The 20,381-nt window shown below is 66.7% G+C and carries 19 protein-coding genes; 9 read left to right on the top strand and 10 right to left on the bottom strand.

The window, feature by feature from the left end; translation table 11 throughout:
- The first annotated feature begins 80 nt into the window (after positions 1 to 80).
- Positions 81 to 209, top strand: a complete 129-nt coding sequence (locus tag ACZ5ZX_RS12225; protein ID WP_465502045.1) for a hypothetical protein — start codon at positions 81 to 83, stop codon at positions 207 to 209.
- 17 nt (positions 210 to 226) lie between these two features.
- On the opposite strand, the gene ACZ5ZX_RS12230 is transcribed toward ACZ5ZX_RS12225, so the two are convergent.
- The 7 genes from ACZ5ZX_RS12230 to ACZ5ZX_RS12260 all read right to left on the bottom strand — a co-directional run bounded on the left by ACZ5ZX_RS12230 (position 227) and on the right by ACZ5ZX_RS12260 (position 6,403).
- Complete coding sequence (locus ACZ5ZX_RS12230; protein ID WP_465502046.1) at positions 227 to 1,435, bottom strand: cytochrome P450 family protein; 1,209 nt, start codon at positions 1,433 to 1,435, stop codon at positions 227 to 229.
- A gap of 20 nt (positions 1,436 to 1,455) precedes the next feature.
- Positions 1,456 to 2,427: an aldo/keto reductase gene (locus tag ACZ5ZX_RS12235; protein ID WP_465502047.1), complete on the bottom strand. Its 972-nt coding sequence runs from the start codon at positions 2,425 to 2,427 to the stop codon at positions 1,456 to 1,458.
- On the bottom strand, positions 2,424 to 3,224 hold the full coding sequence (locus ACZ5ZX_RS12240; protein WP_465502048.1) for an SDR family NAD(P)-dependent oxidoreductase: 801 nt from the start codon (positions 3,222 to 3,224) through the stop codon (positions 2,424 to 2,426). Before ACZ5ZX_RS12240 ends, ACZ5ZX_RS12235 begins: the two co-directional genes overlap by 4 nt.
- Before the next feature lie 58 nt (positions 3,225 to 3,282).
- Positions 3,283 to 4,467 (bottom strand): phthiocerol/phthiodiolone dimycocerosyl transferase family protein, encoded by a 1,185-nt coding sequence (locus ACZ5ZX_RS12245; RefSeq protein WP_465502049.1) that lies wholly within the window; start codon positions 4,465 to 4,467, stop codon positions 3,283 to 3,285.
- Between the two features lie 530 nt (positions 4,468 to 4,997).
- Positions 4,998 to 5,387, bottom strand: coding sequence for a DMT family transporter (locus tag ACZ5ZX_RS12250; protein WP_465502050.1), 390 nt, complete (start codon positions 5,385 to 5,387; stop codon positions 4,998 to 5,000).
- 26 nt (positions 5,388 to 5,413) lie between these two features.
- Positions 5,414 to 5,734 carry a DMT family transporter gene (locus tag ACZ5ZX_RS12255; protein WP_465502051.1) on the bottom strand — a complete coding sequence of 107 codons (321 nt, stop codon included), beginning with the start codon at positions 5,732 to 5,734 and terminating at the stop codon, positions 5,414 to 5,416.
- 54 nt (positions 5,735 to 5,788) lie between these two features.
- On the bottom strand, positions 5,789 to 6,403 hold the full coding sequence (locus ACZ5ZX_RS12260; protein WP_465502052.1) for an LOG family protein: 615 nt from the start codon (positions 6,401 to 6,403) through the stop codon (positions 5,789 to 5,791).
- Positions 6,404 to 7,165: 762 nt separating this feature from the next.
- Here ACZ5ZX_RS12260 and ACZ5ZX_RS12265 point away from each other — a divergent pair.
- The 6 genes from ACZ5ZX_RS12265 (at position 7,166) to ACZ5ZX_RS12290 (ending at position 14,698) form a co-directional block, all read left to right on the top strand.
- Positions 7,166 to 8,266, top strand: a complete 1,101-nt coding sequence (locus tag ACZ5ZX_RS12265; RefSeq protein ID WP_465502053.1) for an AMP-binding protein — start codon at positions 7,166 to 7,168, stop codon at positions 8,264 to 8,266.
- Positions 8,266 to 9,639, top strand: coding sequence for an aldehyde dehydrogenase family protein (locus ACZ5ZX_RS12270; protein WP_465502054.1), 1,374 nt, complete (start codon positions 8,266 to 8,268; stop codon positions 9,637 to 9,639). Before ACZ5ZX_RS12265 ends, ACZ5ZX_RS12270 begins: the two co-directional genes overlap by 1 nt.
- A 31-nt stretch (positions 9,640 to 9,670) precedes the next feature.
- Positions 9,671 to 11,320 carry a methyltransferase gene (locus ACZ5ZX_RS12275; RefSeq protein ID WP_465502055.1) on the top strand — a complete coding sequence of 550 codons (1,650 nt, stop codon included), beginning with the start codon at positions 9,671 to 9,673 and terminating at the stop codon, positions 11,318 to 11,320.
- Positions 11,321 to 11,417: 97 nt separating this feature from the next.
- Positions 11,418 to 12,659 (top strand): sensor histidine kinase, encoded by a 1,242-nt coding sequence (locus ACZ5ZX_RS12280; protein WP_465502056.1) that lies wholly within the window; start codon positions 11,418 to 11,420, stop codon positions 12,657 to 12,659.
- The gene (locus ACZ5ZX_RS12285) at positions 12,656 to 13,318 is read left to right on the top strand and encodes a response regulator (protein WP_465502057.1); all 663 of its coding nucleotides are present in this window, start codon (positions 12,656 to 12,658) and stop codon (positions 13,316 to 13,318) included. Before ACZ5ZX_RS12280 ends, ACZ5ZX_RS12285 begins: the two co-directional genes overlap by 4 nt.
- Before the next feature lie 102 nt (positions 13,319 to 13,420).
- Entirely contained in the window at positions 13,421 to 14,698 is a 1,278-nt protein-coding gene (locus ACZ5ZX_RS12290; RefSeq protein WP_465502058.1) for a glycosyltransferase 87 family protein, read from the top strand.
- Between the two features lie 931 nt (positions 14,699 to 15,629).
- Here ACZ5ZX_RS12290 and ACZ5ZX_RS12295 read toward each other — a convergent pair.
- Positions 15,630 to 16,706, bottom strand: coding sequence for an epoxide hydrolase family protein (locus ACZ5ZX_RS12295; protein ID WP_465502059.1), 1,077 nt, complete (start codon positions 16,704 to 16,706; stop codon positions 15,630 to 15,632).
- Between the two features lie 113 nt (positions 16,707 to 16,819).
- Here ACZ5ZX_RS12295 and ACZ5ZX_RS12300 point away from each other — a divergent pair, with 113 nt between their 5' ends.
- Positions 16,820 to 17,290, top strand: a complete 471-nt coding sequence (locus ACZ5ZX_RS12300) for a MarR family winged helix-turn-helix transcriptional regulator (RefSeq protein WP_465502060.1) — start codon at positions 16,820 to 16,822, stop codon at positions 17,288 to 17,290.
- 5 nt (positions 17,291 to 17,295) lie between these two features.
- On the opposite strand, the gene ACZ5ZX_RS12305 is transcribed toward ACZ5ZX_RS12300, so the two are convergent.
- Together ACZ5ZX_RS12305 and ACZ5ZX_RS12310 are read right to left on the bottom strand one after the other, a co-directional pair.
- The gene (locus ACZ5ZX_RS12305; RefSeq protein WP_465502061.1) at positions 17,296 to 18,171 is read right to left on the bottom strand and encodes a LysR family transcriptional regulator; all 876 of its coding nucleotides are present in this window, start codon (positions 18,169 to 18,171) and stop codon (positions 17,296 to 17,298) included.
- 63 nt (positions 18,172 to 18,234) lie between these two features.
- Complete coding sequence (locus ACZ5ZX_RS12310) at positions 18,235 to 18,990, bottom strand: SDR family oxidoreductase (protein ID WP_465502062.1); 756 nt, start codon at positions 18,988 to 18,990, stop codon at positions 18,235 to 18,237.
- A gap of 152 nt (positions 18,991 to 19,142) precedes the next feature.
- On the opposite strand from ACZ5ZX_RS12310, the gene ACZ5ZX_RS12315 reads away from it, so the two are divergent.
- Entirely contained in the window at positions 19,143 to 20,363 is a 1,221-nt protein-coding gene (locus ACZ5ZX_RS12315) for a hypothetical protein (RefSeq protein WP_465502063.1), read from the top strand.
- Positions 20,364 to 20,381: the final 18 nt, after the last annotated feature.

Below are 20,381 nucleotides of genomic sequence, written 5' to 3' on the forward strand. Positions count from 1 at the left end.
GATGAAGGCCTTGTTCGCCGTCGCGGTGCTCACCGTGGGTGGTCTGCTGCTGGTGCTGCCGCGCCGGCGGGGACACCATCATGGGACTCGGCCGGGACACCTTCCTGGCCAAGATCGGGTCCGAGGCGCCGCTGCTGGTCCAGCACATCCGTTCACCGGCCGAAATCCGGCTGACCGAGACAGACGATGCGATGACCGGCCGACGCTGAGCCGTGGCACCGCCGGATCAGTCGAGTATCGCGGGCAGGCCGTCGAGGCGGCGCATGAACGAACCGGGACGCCAGACGAGGTCCTCGTGGGCGGTCATGAGCCGGGCCCGGGGGAACCTGGTGATCAGCATGCGCAGCGCGATCTCGGTTTCCAGCCTGCCGAGGCCGGCTCCGAGGCAGCGATGTGCACCGTGTCCGAACCCCAGATGGCCGCGTGTGTCGCGTTCGATGTCGAAGGTGTCCGGATCCGGGAAGCGGGCCGGGTCGCGATTGGCCGCACCGGGGGAGACCGCGATCATCTCGCCTGCCGGGATCTTCACACCACCCACGTCGACGGGCTTCTCACAGAACCGCGGGGGGAGCAGTTTGAACGGCGATTCGTAGCGCACGATCTCTTCGACGGCCCGGCCGAACAGTTCCGGCGCGGCGAGCAGCTTCTGCACCGTGTCCGGCCGGTCGAGCAGCAGGGCGAGCCCGGTCCCGATGGTGGTCACCGGTTCCGAGCCGCCGATGAGCATCACCACGTACGTCGACGCCAGCTCGTCGGCGTCCATGCCGCCGTCCGCTTCGTGAATCCGCAGCAGCCGGGTGAAGAGGTCGTCGCCCGGTTCGCGTTTCTTCACATCGATCATGCGGAGGGCGAGTTCGTGCAGGCGCCGCGCACCGTCTTCCGCCTCGGCGACGCTGCTTCCGGTCAGCATCGACATCTGCCAGGCGGGGAACTCTCCGCGCTCGTCTCCGGGAAGTCCGAGCAGGTCGGCGAGCACCGTCGTGACCAGCGGCCGCGAGTAGCGGGCGATCAGGTCGACAGGTTCGCCGACGGGCAGACGGTCCAGAAGTGACGCGGCGGTGCGTTCGATCGCGGGGCGCAGCCGGGCCACCCGCGCCGGACTGAACTCACCGCTCAGCTGCGTTCGGAGCCTGCGGTGGTCGGGACCGTCGCGATCGAGCAGACTCCGGCGTGACCGGTGCGCCAGTTTCGCGCTGTGCTCGGGACGGAGGATCGACTGCGGGACGACCTTCTTCCGGTGCTGGACGATGTCCTTGCACGCGTCGGGGTCGGCGAGAAGCTCGCGGACGTCGGCGTATCGGGTGACCGCCCACATCCGGAAACCGTTGACCTGGACGGGTACGGCGGGTGCCGTTTCCCGCAAGCCGTCGAACACCGCGTAGGGACAGGCGGTGTATTGGGGTGTCGCGAGATACTTCGGCCGGTTCTCTGTCATGACAGCCTCCTGCTCGCGGCTCAGATACTGACTTCCGGATAGCCGCGCCGAGGCCGGGAAACCTCGTCGAGCTTGAGCCGGTGTTCCTCTGGCAGGCAGAAGTCCGCGCCTGCCAGAGATTCCTCGAGTTGGTCGAGGGTCCGCGCGCCGACCAGCGGTGCGACCACCCCCGGGCGATCGCGAAGCCAAGCCAGGGACGCGACGACCGGGGTCACGCCGAGTTCGTCGGCGACGGAAGCCACGACCTCGACGATCCGGGCCGCGCGGTCGTTCAGATGCCTGCCCACATACCATTTGAAGAACCGGCTCCCGGCCCGCTCTTCTGGTACGCCGTGCCGGTACTTCGCGCTCAGCACACCCCTGCCCAAAGGGGCCCACGGGAGAATGCCGAGGCCCAGATTCTTCGCCGCGGGCACCACTTCGCGCTCGATGCCTCGCTCGAGCAACGAGTACTCGACCTGGGTACTCGCCAGTGGCCTGCTGTTCTTGCCGACCTGCCGGACGGCGGCGACGGCGGTTTGCCAGCCCGCGTAGTTGCACACGCCGGCATTGCGTGCCTTTCCCGAGGTGATCGCCGTGTCGATGGCCTCGAGTGTCTCGTCGATCGGGACCTTCTTGTCCCAGGCGTGCAACTGCCAGAGGTCGACGTGATCGGTGCCCAGCCGGGAAAGTGAAGCGTCCAGCGCCTTCAGCAAGTAGCCACGCGAGGCGTCAGCTGTCGGCCTTCCGTCGACGATCACGCCCGCGGACTTCGTGGCCAGGACGAGTGCTTCCCGCGGCAGACCGGCACCGAACAGCCGTCCGACCGTCCGCTCGGCCTCGCCACCGCCGTAGACGTCCGCGGTGTCCAGCAGGTTGCCACCCGCTTCGAGATAAGCGTTCAGCTGGCTCGCCGCGGCGTCGTGGTCGGTCGTCGTGCCCCAGGTCGAAGTGCCCAGGCCGAAGGGAGAAACGAGAAGGTCGCTTTGGCCGAGCCGCCGTGATTCCCTCATCGTGACGAAGCCTTTCGCTCGGAGATTCGGGCGTCGAGGTCGTCCTCGGCGTTGATGACGAGTCCGGTCAGGACGTCGGCGTCGCCCCTCGCCAGCCGCACCAGGGCTTTGACGGCGGTGTCGAGGGAGGTGAAGGCGCCCGAGTCACGGGCTTCGATGGCCCAGCGGCCGAGACGGGCCAGCCAGGGATCGTCGGTGGTGCCGGCGAATTCGATACCCGCGCGGGTGAGCCCGGCGTCGACGATGCCGGGGTTGTAGCTGAGCACGGTGACACCGGTCGAGCGCAATTCGGCTGCGAGGTTCTCGGACAGTTTCAGCAGAGCCGCCTTGGACACCGAATAGGCGGTGGCGTACGGCCAGCGTTTGATCCCGGCTGGGCTGACCAGGTTGATGATCCGGCCGCGGCCCGCGGGGAGCATCACCGCCAAGGCGGCCTGCGCGCTGAGCAGCGGACCGGCCACGTTGACCTGCTGGGTGCGCCACCAGGCGTCGAAGTCGATGTCGGCGGTCGGTCCGGCCGGGCCGGGATCGACGGCGTTGTTGACGAGGACGTCCAGACGTCCGCTGACGTCCATGATCCGCGCGACGACGTCCTTCATGGCGCCGCTGTCGATGACGTCGGCGCGCACGGCCTCGACGAGAATCCCGTCCGCGGTGAGCGTTTCGACGGCTTCTTCGAGTGCCGCGGCGTCCCGTCCGGTGATGAACACCCGCGCGCCGGCCTGGCCCAGCGCCTCGGTGAACGCGCGGCCCAGCCCTTTGGCGCCGCCGGTGATCAGAACCGTCGAGTCCCGCATCGGAATACGTCCTCCGTCGGTGTCGTCGAGCGAAACAGGGCAGATCCGGAGTAAGGAGTCACCACGAGCGCAGGATGGTTTCGAGCGAAGCCACGAACTCACCGATCGCGCCGGGGTGGTGAAAAGCGCGGTCGTACACCACGTCGATGGTGAGCCGTCCGCTCGTCGTCGACACGAACATCCCGGGGACCGGGCCGTTCAGCGTCGCGGCGAAGCGGCTACCGGTGACGCGCAGGCCGTCGGGCAGCACGGGATCGCGCACGTCACCGATATTCGACACCATGATCGTCATGGGCGGGGGAGGAGCAGGCGCGTGGCACTGGGCCAGCAAGGCACGTTGGGGTTCGTCGCGTTCGAGGGCGGCACGCAGTTCCGTGGTGACCCGGTGTCCGACCTTGAGCGGTTCGTCGTCGGAGGCGACCGGAACGGTGACCGTGCACGGAAGGGCCCCACACAGCTGGGCGTCCGCATCGAGCGGCGGGACGAGCCGCTCGCGGAAGTCCACGGGGACGCACAGGGTGACCGGTAACGGGCCGTCGGCTTCGGGGAACTTCGCCCGTACCGCCCCGGAAACCGCTCCGCACAACAGGCCCGTGACCGAAATTCCGTTCTCGCGGGCGAACGCGACGATCTCGGCGGTCGGCCCGGGGTCGAGTTCGAGAAGGTGCGCGCCGAAGCCGGACGAAGGCGCGCCGGGACCGTCCGTGACCGCCAAAGGTTCTCCCCGCACACTGGGCGGCTCGGGCCACCCTCGTTCGTAGCGTCCGGCGAAGAGTTCTTCCAGTCCTGGCTCGAACACCGGACGCGGCGCTGAGGGCGGGGTGTCCCCGCGCAGCAGTGCGGTGTAGATACCCAGCAGGCTGTGCAGCAGGTTCCGCACCAGGCGACCGTCGGAAACAGCGTGGTCGACGGCGAGCGTCAAGACCGTCGCGTCAGCCGTCTCGTACAGCGACAACCGGCTGACCGCCCCGTCTTCCAGCCGTCGGCCGATGTCGTCGCCGAAGGTGGCGGCACCGTCGTCCACCGTCGGCGTGCCGTCCCGCAAGCTCAGGCGGAAGCCGTCCGGACTGCCCAGAATCCCGCAGCGCAACAGGGGATACTCGTGGCCGAGTCGCTGCCACGCGCGTTCGAGTACGTCGGTCTCTAACCTTCCGGTGAAGGCGGTCCGGACCACGACGGGCCCGAAGCCCGCGAGGAGGAAACCCGTCTCGCTGACCGTCAGCGCCCGTTCGGTGGTGGTCATCGTTTTCCTGTCTTGCCGCCATGGCCCGTGGTTGTCGGCTCGGAACGTCTCCCATCGCCGCAAGCGTGGTCAACGCCAAGGGAGTGGAACCTGCCTGGTTTTCGTCGAGAAATGGCCGATCGGGCGGCGCTGCCCGCATGATCGGCTCGCCGACGACCTGGCACGGTCTTCCCTGTCCATAGAGGACAGTTTCCGAGGCTGCAGCGCCCGGTTCGGGTGCTTTGTTCGGTTCGGTGCAGGCTGAGCGAGGATAGAGTGTCCACAAAGGACACGTTTTGGCAGAAAAGTGTCCGACTTGAGCATTATGCGTGGTTCCCCGAGCGGGTCGTGAGTGGCAATGAGGGTTCTAACCCTATTCGCCACTCACGACCCCCATGCGGAACCGCACATAGCGTCATCAATCGAACACCGAGTTCCCGAAGGGTGTCTTTTGTGGAAAGCCAAGGACGCGACTTGCTCCCGTCGCCAGTCCAGAATCACGTCCGAAGGCTCTTCCTGTCCTGAAGCCAGCGAAGAAGGCCTCAAGCAGCTCAGGGTCCGGAATCAGGTGCGCCTTCGGCGGCCCGCGGCTCGCCGGAGGTCAGTTTCAATCCGATGACCCCGCCGATGATCGCCGCGAAGCAAACACCTTTGAAGAACGTCAACGACTCCCCGAAAAGCACGGATCCGAAGACCACCGTGCCGACGGAGCCGATACCCGTCCAGACGACGTATCCGATGCCGACATCGAGATTCTTCAACGCCACGCTGAGGAAGATGGTGGCGCACGCGGCCGAGGCCACCGTGATCAGCGAGGGCACGAGCAGGGTGAACCCTTTGCTCTGTCCCGTGCTCAACGTGAACACGATCTCGAACACCGCGGCGACCAGCAGCGCGGACCACGCGCGCAAGCCCGCCCGTCGGCGATCTTGAACAGGCACTGTCGTGACTTCCTTACCCGGCGGGCTCATCCGCCGACCGTGGTGTGCAGTCCGGCGATTCCCAGAACGATGAAGGCGAAACAGGTCATCCGGATCGCGGTGACACGCTCCTGCAGGAAGAGCCTGCCGAAGACGATCGCGCCGATCGTGCCCCCGCCGATGAGGATCGTGTACGCGACGGCGACGTCGATATCGAGCATCACCAGGCTGAGGAGGTAGATCACGATCGCCGAGCACAGAATGGAGAACACGGATGGCCATGGTTTCGTGAAACCTTCGGCGGCGCGGGCGCTGAAGATGTAGGCGACTTCGAAGACGATGGCGATCCCCAGATACAGCCAGTGCATGGTACCCTGTGCTTTCCGTGGTCGAGCGAACCGCCGCAGGCGACGGCTCGCGGATCAGTGAACCCCGGACACGGCCGGGGATTTCAGTGATCGGGCGGCGGGGATCGGGTAGTGGCTCCCCGGTTCGAGCTCCATCAGGAGCTTGTCCAGCAGGGCGACGGGATCGGCGTCGACGTGAACGCGGTCCCGGCTGTGCTGATGCAGGAAGCCCTCGGTCACCATGTGGTCGGCGAACTGCAAAAGCAGCCGGTAGTAGCCGTTCGCGTCCAGTAGGCCGATCGGTTTGGTGTGCATCCCCAGATGCGCCCAGGTCCAGACCTCGAAGAGCTCCTCCAGTGTTCCGGCTCCACCGGGAAGAGCGATGAATCCTTGGGAAAGCTGGGTCATCCGCGCCTTGCGGACGTGCATGTCGGCGACCACCTGGAGTTGAGTGATACCGCGATGCGGTGCCTCGCCACCGACGAAGTGCTGGGGGATCACCCCGATGACTTCGCCGCCCGCCGCGAGCGCCGCGTCGGCCACCGCGCCCATCGTGCCGTATCGCGCGCCGCCGTAAACGAGTCCGAAGCCGCGCTCCGCGAGCAGAGTTCCCACGGCCGCCGCCTGACTCAGATAGCGAGGGTCGTTGCCTGTCGAAGAGCCACAAAAGACAGTGATACGCTTTTTCACGAGAACGCCTCCTGAGCCATTCCGCCGTCAGCGGAAGTCGCCACCGGCACTGATGGGCCGTGGAAGTCTGCTGTTTCAAGATGAGACGGTAAACCGAAGTGGCGACAATGCCGGAAAATACTGCACGTTATCGCATTTTTGGTAGACGTCCGGCCACTGCCTTGCCTTCGCTGGTGTCCAGGCCGAGCATCGAGAGCAGACCGGTACGTTCTTCCTCGTCACGGGCGAGCCGGCAGACGGTTCGAGCTGCGCGTGCCCGGATCTCCTCACCAGAGGAGTCGATGGACACTTCACCGCTGGTGCCCGGCAACCGGTAGACCGGTGCCCGGCGGGGGTTTCCTGACTGGGATCGGTGCGAGGTTTTCGCCATCGGCAAGCCTTCGGTCGTGACAGTACGCGGCCTCGAGATGGTGACAGCGCTGCCGAATCGGGCGATCTGGGTTTCCTGCCCGGGACTGTACGAGCGATTTCGGGTTCGAAACCTCTTCCGGATGTGAACGTGTCCATTCGGGAATGATCGCGGGACAGGCGGGCAAGGTCTCGCTCGCCGCTGCCGCGGGTCGCCGTCATCCCGGGCGGTTCCATGGGGCAGACCCGCTGCCCGAAAGTCCTCGCGTGATGGTCTTTTGGAGTGCATCAAGGGTTGTATTGTTGCGGTAACGGTACGTGACTGGGTATATCTTTCGGTGTTGGACGTCGAGGACCTCGTAGGCGGAAGATTTGCCCGGCTGAGGCAATTTCTGGATCGGCAGGTAAAGGTCGATGTCCGTTAGTCTTTCTTTTCTCGAGTGGGACCATGAATTGGCGGCCGACGAGCATGACTTCTATTCGGCGGCGATGGAATGGCACTTCGGTCCGGAGACAGGGTCGCGGTTCTGGCTGGCCAAGGCGGACTCCCTCGGCTTCGATCCGCGCCGTGACGTCCGGACCCACGCCGATCTACGCCGGTTCCCGAATGTGGTCGGCGAACTGAGGAACGTTCCGGTCGAGGACCTGATACCGCGGGGATACGGTGACCGACCGGATGTGATCGGCGCCTTCGACAGCGGTGGCACCACAGGGGCGCCGAAGCGCGTACTGCTGATGTCGGACTGGATGCGGCATTCCTTGACGTGGAAGTCGCTGCGCATGGACGAGCTGGGGTTCCCGCTCGACGCCAACTGGCTGACGATCGCGCCCAGCGGCCCGCATATCTTCGGCAGGTTGATGGCCGAGGTGACCAGGATGCGAGGCGGCATCTGTTTCACGATCGACCTCGACCCGCGTTGGGTACGCAAATCGCTGGCTCTGGGACGCACCGAAGAGGCGGAAAGGTACGCCGACCATGTGGTGGACCAGGCGCACTCGATCCTCGACCAACAGGACATCGGCGTTCTCGTGGTGACGCCGCCCTTGCTCGTCCGGATGGCCGAGTCCGACCGCCTGGTGGACCTCGTCAACGAGAAGGTGTCGGTGATCATGTGGGGCGGGGCGCATCTGGACGCCGACACCCGCGAGGTCCTGCAAGGAGAGGTCTTCCCGAAGGTGCGGCTTCGCGGCCAGTACGGGAGCACCATGATCCTGGGCGGGAGCATGGAGCGCGCAGGATCCGGAAAGCCGGCGGGACAATGCGTATTCGATTCTTTCTCGCCCTACACGACGTTTTCGGTCGTCGATCCCGACTCGCTGACGGAGGTCGCCGAGGGCGAGCGTGGGCAGGTCGTCATGCATCACGTCAGCAAGTCCCTGTTGCTGCCGAACAACCTGGAGCGGGATCTCGCCACCAGGGTCGCCGCGCCTGAGGGAGCCTTGGGTGTCTCGGTCGCCGACGTCACACCCGTCGCGGTTTTCGAGGATGCTCAGGTCATCGAAGGTGTTTACTGATGCCCGCCCTTCCGCGCCTGGACGCGCTCGGCCCTTCGAATACCTTCCGGTCGCACCGTGTCGACGAGGTGGCCGGTGTGGACGGGACCGCGCTCGCGGAGCTCAGCCTGGCTCCCGGTCTCTACGTGAAGCGCAGTATCGCGAAGATGCGAAATGCGCGTCCGATGCCCTTGTCGGTACGGATCGACCGGATCGCGGCCGCGGGCGCACGGTTCTTGCGAACGGTCGACGGGGTCTCGCTGGACGAACACGAGCGATGGGTGTCGCAAGCGTCCGGCGTGGCGTTGTCCGTGGTCCGGGAGGCATCCCAGGCCATCGTGCGCGGTGCCGCGGCGGTGGGGGAGTCGGTGCGGCGCGCGCGCCCGCTCGGAACCGGTGACGATTGGCACGAGGTCTCTTCGACGGGAGCGGTCTGGACGCGCCGAGGTGACGTGCTCGCGGTGCAGGCACCGGGAAATCATCCCGCGACCCACGCCGCTTGGCTCGAGGCGCTCGCGTTGGGCTACCGGGTCGCCGTACGCCCGTCGCGACGGGAACCGTTCACCCCGTATCGCCTGGTCCAGGCTCTCCGAATGAGTGGCTTCGGCACTGATCAGGTGACTTTCCTGCCCACGGACCACACCGTGGCGCGGGAGTTCGTCGATACCGCGGATCTGGCCTTGGTCTATGGCGGAAGCGACGCGGTGGCCAGGTACCGGGACCGGGGGGATGTCCTCGTGCAGGGACCGGGCCGCTCCAAGGTCTTGATCGCCGACGGCGACTGGGCCGAGCATGTCGACACCGTGGTGTCCTCCGTGGCCGGTTTCGGTGGCACCGCTTGCGTGAACGCCTCCGCGGTCCTGGTCGACGGCGAAGCGGCCGCTTTCGCGAAAGAACTCGCCCGCCGGCTGGCCGAAGTGGCCGTGCTGCCACCGGCGAGCGATGCCGCTGTTCTCCCCGCGTTCCCGCTGGAACGCGCGCGGGACCTCGAAACCTACCTGCGGAGCGAGCTGAACGGTGGCGAGCTGCTGTCCGGCGGTGAGCTTCTCGAACCGTTGCCTGGTGGCGGCGCGGTCCTGCGACCGGCCGTCATCCTGCTCGACCGTCCGGATCCGTCGCGGCTCGGCATCGAGCTTCCGTTCCCGTGCGTATGGGTCGCCCCGTGGTCGCCCGCGGACGGGATTACGCCACTTCGCCACAGCTTGACCGTCACCGCCATCACCGGCGACGACGAACTGCTGGCGTCGTTGATCGAGGAAACCACCATCGGCAACCTGCACATCGGTGATCGGCCGACCCACGAGATGCGACCTGGCCTGCCGCACGACGGGCATCTGGCGGAGTTCCTGATGCGAAGCAAGACCGTGATCCGGGGCGACTCCGCCCACCACTGAGAAGGCTTTGGCCGAGTCGGGAGGACCGAAAGTGTTAAGCAGCCAAGACGAACTCCGGTTGTACAGGGCGGCCTCGCTGGCCTCCCGGTCGACCGCACCAGGTGCCCTTGCCCGCCTTCTCGGGAATCCGGCAGCCGCTGACATCGACGATCGACTCGAGTTCGATCACGTCGCGGTCCTCGTTTTTCCTGAATCCGCGACGGATGTCCGCGATTTCCTCGCCGAGGCAGGCTTCGAGACGGGGCCTTCCGTGCCGAGCCGGGTGGTCCGGTCCAGGCTCGCCGAGCGGCATGGTGTCGCCGAGGACGAGCTGGACGTCACCATCGTCCACGCATCGCCGAGCACGGGTATAGGTGGCGACCTGGAGATCTTCGTCCTCCCACGCGGCTCGGCCGAGAAGGTCGCACCGGGGCTCATCGAGCGTGAGCGCGCGAGGGAGGAGGAGTCCCACACCGGTTGGCTGGTCGCGGAGGGGCAGCTCGAGCGAACCCGGCGGACCTGCCGGGACGTTCTCGGGATGGAACCCGACGGTGGTGGCCACAATCCCCATGAAGATCCCGGTACGGGCGGCCGGTCGGTGGTGTATTTCAAGGCACCGGCCGGTGACAAGGGATATCGCCCCCGGTTCGAACTGACCGCTCGAGGACACCACGCGGAGGTTCTCGCGGCGCACGTGGGGGAACCGGTCTCGATGCCCGACGAGCACACCGCTCTGCTGTCACTGCTCGCCGGTCACTGGTCGGCACGTGCGCTCCACGTGGCCGTCGAGCTGGGGATCCCGGACGCTGTCGGCGACGAGGCGATCGAGCCGGGAGAAGTGGCACGTCGTATCGGTTGTGATGCCCGCGCCACCGCCCGTTTTCTGCGGTTCCTCGTGCGGGTGGGCCTGGTCCGGCAGCGACCGAACGGCTGCTACGAGACGACGGAGAGGGGAAGACTCCTCCGTGCGGAGAACCCCTTCAACGACTTGACCCGGCTCTACGGCAACGAATTTTACGACGCCTGGAACGATCTCGCCGCGGCCCTGCGAACCGGGCGTACGGCCTTCAGCCATCGCTATGGGGTGGAGCATTTCGACTATTTCGCCACCGCCCCGGAATCCTCCCGGACCTTCGACCGTGCGATGCAGGCCGTCACCCGCCTCGTCGCGAAGGAGCTCAGTCACTCCTGTTCTTTCCCCGCCGAAACGACCGTGGTCGACATCGGGGGCGGCAACGGCACACTGCTACGCACGATCGTGGACGAGCATCCCGGCGTGTCAGGCGTGGTGTTCGATCGCGCGCACGTCATCGAATCGGCTGTGGCCGAGCCCGGCGGCAGGGTGCGCTTCGCGGCGGGCGACTTCTTCGAGGAAGTCCCCGCCGGTGCGCAGGCGTATCTGCTGTCCCGGGTGCTCCACGACTGGGATGACGAAGATTGCGACCGCATCCTGCGCAACTGTCGTCGTGCTTGCGAGGCCGGCGCCAGGCTTCTCGTGGTGGAACGCCTGCTTCCGGGCGGCTCGTCGAGCAGGCCGTCCGACCTCGCCGAACCTTGGGATCTGCAGATGCTCGCGGTCACCGGTGGCCGCGAGCGTGATCGGACGGAATACGAAAAGCTCCTGCACGGATCGGGCTTCCGTGTCGATCAGGTCATCGCGATGCCGGTGGATCTGAACCTTCTCGTCGCCACCGCGATCTGATCCGCCTCCACTACGACAAAGGACATCGCGGTGGACGCTCGGCGCCGGGGGAGTCGATCGCGCAGGCCGAGCCGGTCCGCGGGTAGGGTCGTCCCCGATGATCGACCGACAGCGCCTGCGGGTTTGGCGGGATGCCCTGCGCTATACGGCGTTCACCGGAACCGACGTCCCGCCGAAGCGGTCGGCGGGATTGCGCAGGTTGCGCGGCCTCGCGATCGTCGGCTTTGGCCTCTGGGCGGGTTTCGTCACGTTCTCGACCGTTTCGACGTCGCCTGCCGCGAAAACCTTCAACGTGGTCGTCACCGTGCTGCCCTGTCTCCTTGCTGTGCGTTCGCCGTTGTGGGGATGGCGCGCGCTGATCGTGGGCATCGTGCTCACCCCGTTCACCCTGCCCGGCATAGCCGGTACCTGGGGCTGGCCGTGGGCGCCGGGACTGGCGCTGACGGCGGTGATCGTCTTCTACCTGGTGGGGGAGAGCAACGATCAGGCGGAACTGACTTGGGCGGCGCTGATCTCGTTGGGCGCCGTGTCGCCCTTCCTCCGCGACTGGCGTGACGCGGGACTGCTCGTGGTGCTGGGCGGAACAGTGTTCTTCGTCGGCAACACGGTGCGTCAGCGCAGGATCGCCGAAGAAGCCCGCGTGGCCCAGCAGGAACGCCGGCTCGCCGAAGAGACCCGGGCAGCGCTCCTGGAGGAACGCGCGGGTATCGCACGGGAACTCCACGACGTCGTCGCGCACCACATGTCCGTACTCGCGTTGCGCGCGGATTCGGCGCGTTTCCGGTTCCCGGGCCCGGCCGGGCCCGACCGCGACGCCGAGATCTGGCGGGAGTTCGCCGATCTCGCCGGAACCGCTCGTGAAGGCCTGACCGAGCTGCGCAGGCTGCTCGGTGTCCTCCGGTCCGATGACAGCGCTCCCTTGGTCGCCCCGCAGCCCGGACTGGGCAAAGTGGTCGAACTCGTGGAAGGGGTCAAGGCCGCCGGTACCTCCTGCGACCTGCAGCTGCGCGGTGACCTCGACGCTGTCCCGGTCGGGGTCGCGTTGTCGGTGTTCCGGATCGTGCAGGAAGCACTCAGCAACGCCATCCAGCATGCTCCCGGCGCGTCGATCTCCGTCGAACTGGTGACCGGGGCGAGCTCCGTTCGCGTGCTCGTCGAGAACGGCCCCGGCGCCGGGCCGACGCGGACAGCGCGGGTGGGCAGCGGGCACGGCTTGGTGGGGATGCGGGAGCGGGCCGCTATGCTCGCGGCGGATCTCGAGGTGAGGGAGAAGCCGGACGGTGGTTTCCTGGTCGCCTTGACCGTTCCGCTCGATCGTGAGGGGCAACCGCAACCGTGATCTCGGTGGTCATCGCCGACGACCAGACCATGGTCAGGCAGAGTTTCCGCGCGGTGCTCGACGCGCAGGCCGACATGCGGGTGGTCGGAGAGGCCGCCGACGGTGCCACTGCCGTCGCCCTCTGCGCCGAACTCGAACCGGACGTCGTCCTGATGGACGTGCGCATGCCCGAACTGGATGGTCTGGAGGCGACCCGGCGGATCGTGGCCGGGCGGCACGAAGTCCGCGTACTGATCCTCACCACCTTCGACATCGACGAATACGTGTTCGGCGGGCTGCGGGCCGGCGCCAGCGGGTTCCTGCTGAAAGACTCCCCGCTGGATGATCTGGTCACCGCGGTCAGGGTGGTCTCCGCGGGCAACGCGCTCTTCGCCCCGACGATCACCAGGCGCCTGATCGGTGAATTCACCCGCACCCACGCGTCGGCGCACGCGTCTCACGCGCTCGTGGCGGAGTTGACCGCACGTGAGACGGACGTGCTCCGGCTGATCGCGCGTGGACTCTCCAACACGGAGATCGCCGAAGCGCTGGTGATCGCGGAGCAGACGGCGAAATCCCATGTCAGCAGGGTTTTCGCCAAACTCGGTGTCCGGGACCGGGCGCAAGCGGTGATGGTCGCGTACGAGGCGGGGCTCGTCGTGCCGGGTGGCACGCCCTGATACCGGGGTAGGGGTGCGGGCGAAGTCGGCTACCGGGGTAGCGGTGCCAAGACGGTTCCCCCGGGCGATGCCCACCCGGCGAATTCCGGAGATCGTTTCCCCATGCATCGCTCGAGAAGGCCACGCGTCACGACGACGCTGATCATCGTCGCCCTCGCGACGACCGTACTCGCCGCGGTCGCGTTCATCTGGTGGATCTCGGGGTGGCCACTCGGCGTCGATTCCGCGGTCTACCGGGCAGGCGGGTTCGCCGTCGTCCACGGGGAGAGCCTTTATTCACCGTTGCGCGCTCTTCCTGACTGGGCACCGGAACTACCGTTCACCTATCCACCGTTCGCCGCGCTGCTCTTCACTACCCTGACCGTGCTGCCGCCCCAGTTGTGCTGGGGCCTGTTGGCGCTGACCGCCGCACCTTCCCTCTATTACGCACTGCGGCCGTTCGCGGACCGGGCACACCTTCCGGTGCTGCTGCTCGGCGCGTTCGCGGTACAGCCGGTATGGCAGACCATCGGCCTCGGCCAGGTCAATCTCATTCTGCTGGCCATCGTGGTGACCGACATGCTTGTCCCGCGCTATCGCGGAATCGCGATCGGGATCGTCGCGGCCGTCAAACTGATCCCGCTGATCTTCATCGTCCATCTACTGGTGGTCAGGCGTACCGGTGACGCGGTACGCGCGTTCGCGGCGTTCCTGGGTACGACGGCGTTCGCCGTGATCGTCCTGCCGGAAGACTCCGTGCGCTACTGGACCTCCGCGATCTTCAACGACCATTTCGCCGAGATGAAGGGCTGGGTAGGGAACCAGTCGTGGCAGGGGTTTGTCGCGCGGACGTTGCCGGAAGGGTGGGTGGCCACGGTGGCGATCGTCGTGTTCGGGATGGTTTGCGCGGCGCTGGCGATGTGGCTCGTCCGCCGTCTCCATCACGCGGGTGACGATCGTGCCGCACTGCTGGTCACGGCCGGCTGCGCCCTGCTGCTCAGCCCGATCTCCTGGACACACCACTGGGTGTGGGTGATACCCGCGCTCGGATATCTCGCCGCCAGGGGACACCGCGCAGCGGCGCTGGCGGTCGCCGTCCTGTTCACCGGATGGACGGTCGCCGTCGTGCCGGGCGGTGGCGGGGCCGAACTCGGCTGGAACTTCGCGGAGGCTGTCGTCGGCAACGCGTATCTGATCGTGCTTCTCGTCGCGGGATTCATAGCGGCGACCCGGTTCTCCCGACGTATAACGCCATACACGTCGGGAGAGAGAGTGCATTATTCGTCTCGCGGCCAGGGGAGTGCCCGGGCCGTCTGTGAAGCCTTGGCAGCGGGGGAGGTGGACGAAGTCGTATGCCCAGGCACATCGAGATCGCGAAGCTACGCGTACTCGCGGCCCTGAAGCCGATGGAGGCAGTCGAACTCCTCGCCGTTCATCGATCTTGTCAAGTGTATAACGACCTATACCGTAGAGCTGATTTGAAAAATCGCTAAACATCTGAAAAGAAATCAGCACAGAAGCCGCGGAGCTTGACCCGGGGCAAGGTCTTATTGTGAGGGGTAAGGCAAACGTGGCGTGTCGAATGAGGGTTAGAGCGAACCTCTCTTAGATACCTACGCGTGGACTGTGGGCCCAGCTCGTGGCGAAGTACATGATGGCCCCCTTCCTTGCGCCTAGGTACAGGGCGGGGTCCTTCATGTACCTGGGGGGCGTGAAGGACCCCTTCCCTCGGCTGAGTCGCAATGCCAGGGACTTAAGGGGGCACCCGCCGTTCCCGATTGTCCACAAGGGACACAAGCCAAGTAGAAACGCCCGTTTAGTTACTGTTTGACCGTATTCTTAAGTCCGTGAAGGCCTCCTTGCCTACCTTCAAGGTAGGTAAGGAGGCCTTCACGGACTTCCCGCACCTCGTCGGCGGCCGGCTGTCGCTCGCATCGGGCCGTTACGACCGGGGAAGCTTCCCGAGCTGGGCAAACGCACCAGAAACAAGCCACGCCGCTGCCCTTGAGTTCCCGGCATCGCGGCTCAGCCGAGGGAAGGAGTCCTTCACGGCCCGGCCGCTACCGGACCCACCTACCGTAGGTACACCCTCGGCCAGAACCCGAATCGCCACTCACGACCCTGCACAGAGTGCCATCAGTCAGACACCTGGCCGCCTGGGAGTATCCCTCGTGGACACCCGGGACATGATTCGCCCGCCTGCCAGGCTGGACCCGTGCCGCCCCCCCCCGGAAGTCAGCGAAGAGGACCTACGCAGCAACGGTTTGCCTTACGGATCAATAGAAGGCCTCGCACTTGTGTACCTACGCCCGGCCTCCCACCTTGATCACCGCTACTTGAGCAGGGCGAGAAAGAACTCCCGGATGTCCTCGGCGAGCAGATCCGGCACCTCCATCGCCGCGAAGTGGCCACCGCGCTCGAACTCCGACCAGTGCCTGATGTCGTACAGCCGCTCCGCCAGCGGCCGCACCGACTGCGTGATGTCGTACGGGAACACCGCCACGCCGAGCGGTACCGGGCACGGCGTGGTTCCTCTGGGGGCGTCGTGATGCAGTCGTGCCGACGAAGCCGCGGTGGCGGTCAGCCAGTACAGCGAGATGTCGGTGAGCATCCGGTCGTCGCTGATCGGCGAACGAGGGTCCGTCCACTGTGCGAAACGTTCGGCGATCCAGGCCAGTTGACCGATCGGCGAGTCGGTCAGCGCGTAGCCGATGGTCTGCGGGGTGGCGGCCTGCAGGGCCTGGTACGGCGGGCGGTTCGCCATCAGTCGCCGGACCTTGTCCAGTCTGGCCTCGTCCTCTTCGGACAGTTCGACGTCGGGATCGGGCCGGGTCGGCAGGTAGTTGACGTGCACCCCGATGACGCGTTCGGGTTCCACCGCGCCGAGTGCTGTCGAGATGCCCGAGCCGAAGTCGCCGCCTTGTGCGCCGTAGCGGTCGTATCCGAGGCGGCGCATCAGTTCGGCCCAGGCCCGTGCGATCCGGACGATGTCCCAGCCGCGTTCGTGGGTCGGTCCGGAGAAGCCGTAGCCGGGGATGGACGAGATCACCAGATGGAAGTCGCGCGATAGTGGCCCGATGACGTCGAGGAACTCCAGGAACGAGCCCGGCCAGCCGTGCGTGAGGATCAGCGCGAGCGCGTCCGGGTTCGTTGACCGGACGTGGACGAAGTGGATGTTCTGGCCTTCGATCTCGGTCGTGAAGTGGGGAAGCTCGTTGAGTTCGGCTTCGTGGGCGCGCCAGTCGTAGCCCGTGCGCCAGTACTCGGCCAGTTCTTGAAGGCGTGCCAGTGGGAAGCCGTAGTCCCAGCCGGCGTCGGCGACTTCATTGGGCCAGCGGGTGCGGGAGAGTCTGTCGTGGAGATCGTCGAGGTCGGCTTGGGGGACGGCGACGCGGAAGGGCTTGATCATGGTGTCGACTCCGGAGAGATTCATTCGGTGCTTAAATGTTCAGGCATCTAACGTTTGGTGGCCCAACGATACTCTCATCGTTCGGCCGCCCAACGATTCGTTAGACTCGTCACATGGAGCACCCTTCGGAAGAGACGCGCGCCAGGTGGCAGAGGCTGCCCAGCTGGCTGCTCACGCAGACCGCGAACCATGCGCATCGCCTGGTGACCGACGGGTTCTCCGCCGTCCACGCGCGGGGCTACCACTACCGCGTGCTGGCGACACTGGAGGAGTTCGGTCCGGCCAGCCAGGCCACGCTGGGCCGCCGCAGCGGTATCCACGTCAGTGAGATGGTCGCGACGATCAATGAGCTCGCCGAACGTGAACTGGTCGAGCGCGCCCCTGACCCCGAAGATCGGCGGCGCAACGTCGTCTCGTTGACGACCGCGGGCAAGCGGCAGCTGCGGCGGCTGGAGAAGCAGCTCGTCGAACGTCAGGAGGAGCTGCTGGCTCCGCTGTCAGCCGACGAGCGGGAGCGGTTCACCGAACTTCTGTGGAAGCTGCTGGACCACCACGACAGGCAAGCAGGCGCCGACGAGGCCTGATACCTCTAGAAACCTTGAACGGCCGCGAGGAAGGCTTGGCGGGCGTCGGAAGTGCTGTGCTGGGGCCAGAGGGCTTGAAGGGGAACGTGCACCGGCGGCTGTAGCTCCTTGACCTGGACGGCGCCGCCCGCGGTCGGTCCTGGGGATGCGGTCACGAAGGCGACGCCGTCGGTGTCGAGTACGGCGGTGACCGGGGGCGTGCCTTGGATGGGGTTGCGGTGGACGCGCGGTTCGAATCCCGCGTCCCGGCAGAGGTTGACGAGCAGGTCGGTGTATCCGGAGCGGCCGGGTCGTCCCCAGACGGTGATCTCCTCGCCGTCGAGGTCGCTCAGCCGGACTTCGTCGCGTTCGGCGAGCCGGTGTCCCGAGGCGACGGCGATGTTGAGCCGCTGCCGGATCAGGGTGGTGCCGACCAGGCCGTGTGCCGGGGTGAGTGCCCGGCCGAGGCCGAGGTCGAGTTGTCCGTCGAGCAGTTGCGCGGTGAGTTCGTCGGGATAGCGCTGGTGGACGTCGATGACGAGGTCGGGGTCGGGTTGGTGGCCGCGCAGCAGGGCGGTGACCTCGTCGCCGGTGACGGCGGGGGTGTGGCCGACGCGGAGTCGTTCGGCTTCGCCCCGGCCGATGCGGCGGGCGCGCTGGACGGCGGAGTCGGCGATGCCGTGCAGGAGGCGGGCGTCGGCGATGAGTGCCTGTCCGGCGGGGAGGACGGTGACCCCGGTGGCGCCGCGCTCGAGCAGGGGGACGCCGACTTCCCGCTCGAGCGTGCGCACCGAGGTCGACAGCGCCTGCTGGCTCAGGTGCAGCCTGGTCGCCGCACGGGTGAAGCTGCCTTCTTCGGCGACGGCGATGAGGTGGTTCAGCTTGTACAGGTCCAGGCCCACCTGGGGGTTCCCCTTCGTGTCCGGTCTACGGCGTCATGACCAGGGTATGGGCGGGCGGGCGGGTCAGCGCGTGGTGTAGCCGCCGTTCGGGAACATGGTCTGGCCGGTGAACCAGGAGCCTTCGGTGGCGAGGAACCGGATGATCGGCACGATGTCCTCGATGTGGGTGAGCCGTCCGCCCATGGCCTGTGACTTGTGGAATTCGACCCGTTCGGGAGTTTCCTGCGGGTAGAAGAACGGGGTGTCCATCGGGCCGGGTGCGACGACGTTGACGGAGATGCCGCGGTCGGCGAACTCCTTGGCGGCGGCCCTGGTGAAGTGTTCCAGTGGTGCCTTGCCGCCGGCGTAGGTGGAGTAGCCGTCGGTGAAGGCGGCCAGCAGGGAGGTGCCGAGGCTGATGATCTTGCCGTTGTCGGAGAGGCGTCGTCCGGCTTCCTGGATGAAGAAGTAGGCCGCTTTCGCGTTGATCGCGAACATGCGGTCGTAGTCCTCTTCGGTGGTTTCGAGGATGGGTTTGCGCAGGACCATGCCGGTGGTGTTGACCGCGATGTCGGCGCGGCCGAAGGCGTCGACGGCGGTGTCGAAGAGGCGGTGGACGTCGGCGATCCGGGTGAGGTCGCCCTGGACGGCGATGGCTTCGGAGCCGGTGCCGCGGACGGCCTCGACGGTCTTTTCGGCGTCGGCCGCCGAGGGGTCTCCGTGGTAGTGGACGACGATCTTGGCGCCGGCTTCACCGAGGGTGGTGGACAGGAGTCCGCCGAGGTTCTTGGCGCCGCCGGCGATGATCGCGACTGTTCCGTTGAGGTTCTGTTCGGTCATGGTTCCGACCGTAGGAGCCGGGAGCGGGCACTGGGAAACACAAGATCCGGGTGGGGTCACAAGCCCGGGTTGTGGCCTTTCCCACCTGTTCCGGCGTGCGAATATCCAAGATCGAACGGCGGAATCACACCGTATTGTGGACACTCGGTGCCGTGCTCCGAGAAGTCGATGATCTTGATCAGCCCGCCGATGCCCCTGTGGTGCCCGAGTCCGGGCGTCCGGCGCGTGTGGTCGAGAGAGTTCTCGATCGGCTGGCGTGGTCGCCGTATCCGAAGGCGATCGTGCTGTATCTCGTCATCCGTACGGCCAGTGTCCAGTTGCTGGATCTGTTGGCCGCTCGGCGGGGGATGACGCTGTCGGATCGGCTGACGGCGTGGGACGGGCAGTGGTATCTGCGGCTGGCGGTGCACGGGTACGCCGATCTGCCGGGGACGTTGGACGCGGCGCGGCAGCCGTATTCGGACGCGCCGATGGCGTTCTTCCCGCTGTATCCGAAGTTCGTCGAGGTGGTGATGTGGCTCGGCGTGGACGTCGTCACCGCGGCGCTGGCGGTGTCGGTGCTGGCGGGTGTGGTGCTGGCGTGCGGGTTGATCCGGATCGGGCGGGCGGTGTCGGCGGATCGGGGTGACCGGACGGGGCTGCTGTTGGTGGCGTTGTGGGCCGGTGCGCCGATGGCGATCGTGTTTTCGATGGCTTATACGGAGGCGGTGTTCTGCGCGTTCGCGGTGTGGGCGCTGGTGGGGGTGCTGGAGCGGCGCTGGGTGACGGCGGGGTTGTGCGCGTTCGCGGCCGGGTTGTCGAGGTCGACGGCGGTGGTGCTGGTCGCGGTGGTGGTCATCGCGGCGTTGGTCGCGGCGTTCCGGCGGGCCGAGGAGCGGTGGCCCGCGTTGCTGGGTGCGGTGGTCGCGCCGTTGGGTGTGGCGGGGTATCTGGGGTTCGTGGCGTACCGGACGGGGAGTTGGACGGGCTGGCAGGACATCGAGTTGCGGGGCTGGAACACGGAGTTCGATTTCGGGGTGGAGACCTGGGAGTCGGCGCTGGCGCGGTTGACCGCGGACGAGTCGGTGTTCAGCACGTTGACGGTGTTGTTCCTGCTTGGCGCGGTGGCGCTGGTGGTGGTGGCGGTGTGCACGCGGGTGCCGTGGCCGTTGACGCTCTATGGCCTCGGTGTGCTGTTGCTGGCGATCGGTACGCGGGGGTTGCCGGATGCGAAGATCCGGTTCATCCTGCCTGCGTTTCCGGTGCTGATCCCGATCGCGGTGGGGTTGTCGAAGCGGCGGACGGGGACGGCTGTGGCTGCCGCGGTCGCGTGGGTGGTGCTGGGGGCCTGGTTCTCGGCGCATGCGCTGACGGCGTGGCGGTACGCGATCTAGTCGCCCGGTGATGGGGGC

The sequence above is a fragment of the Amycolatopsis sp. NPDC033938 genome (assembly GCF_055575975.1).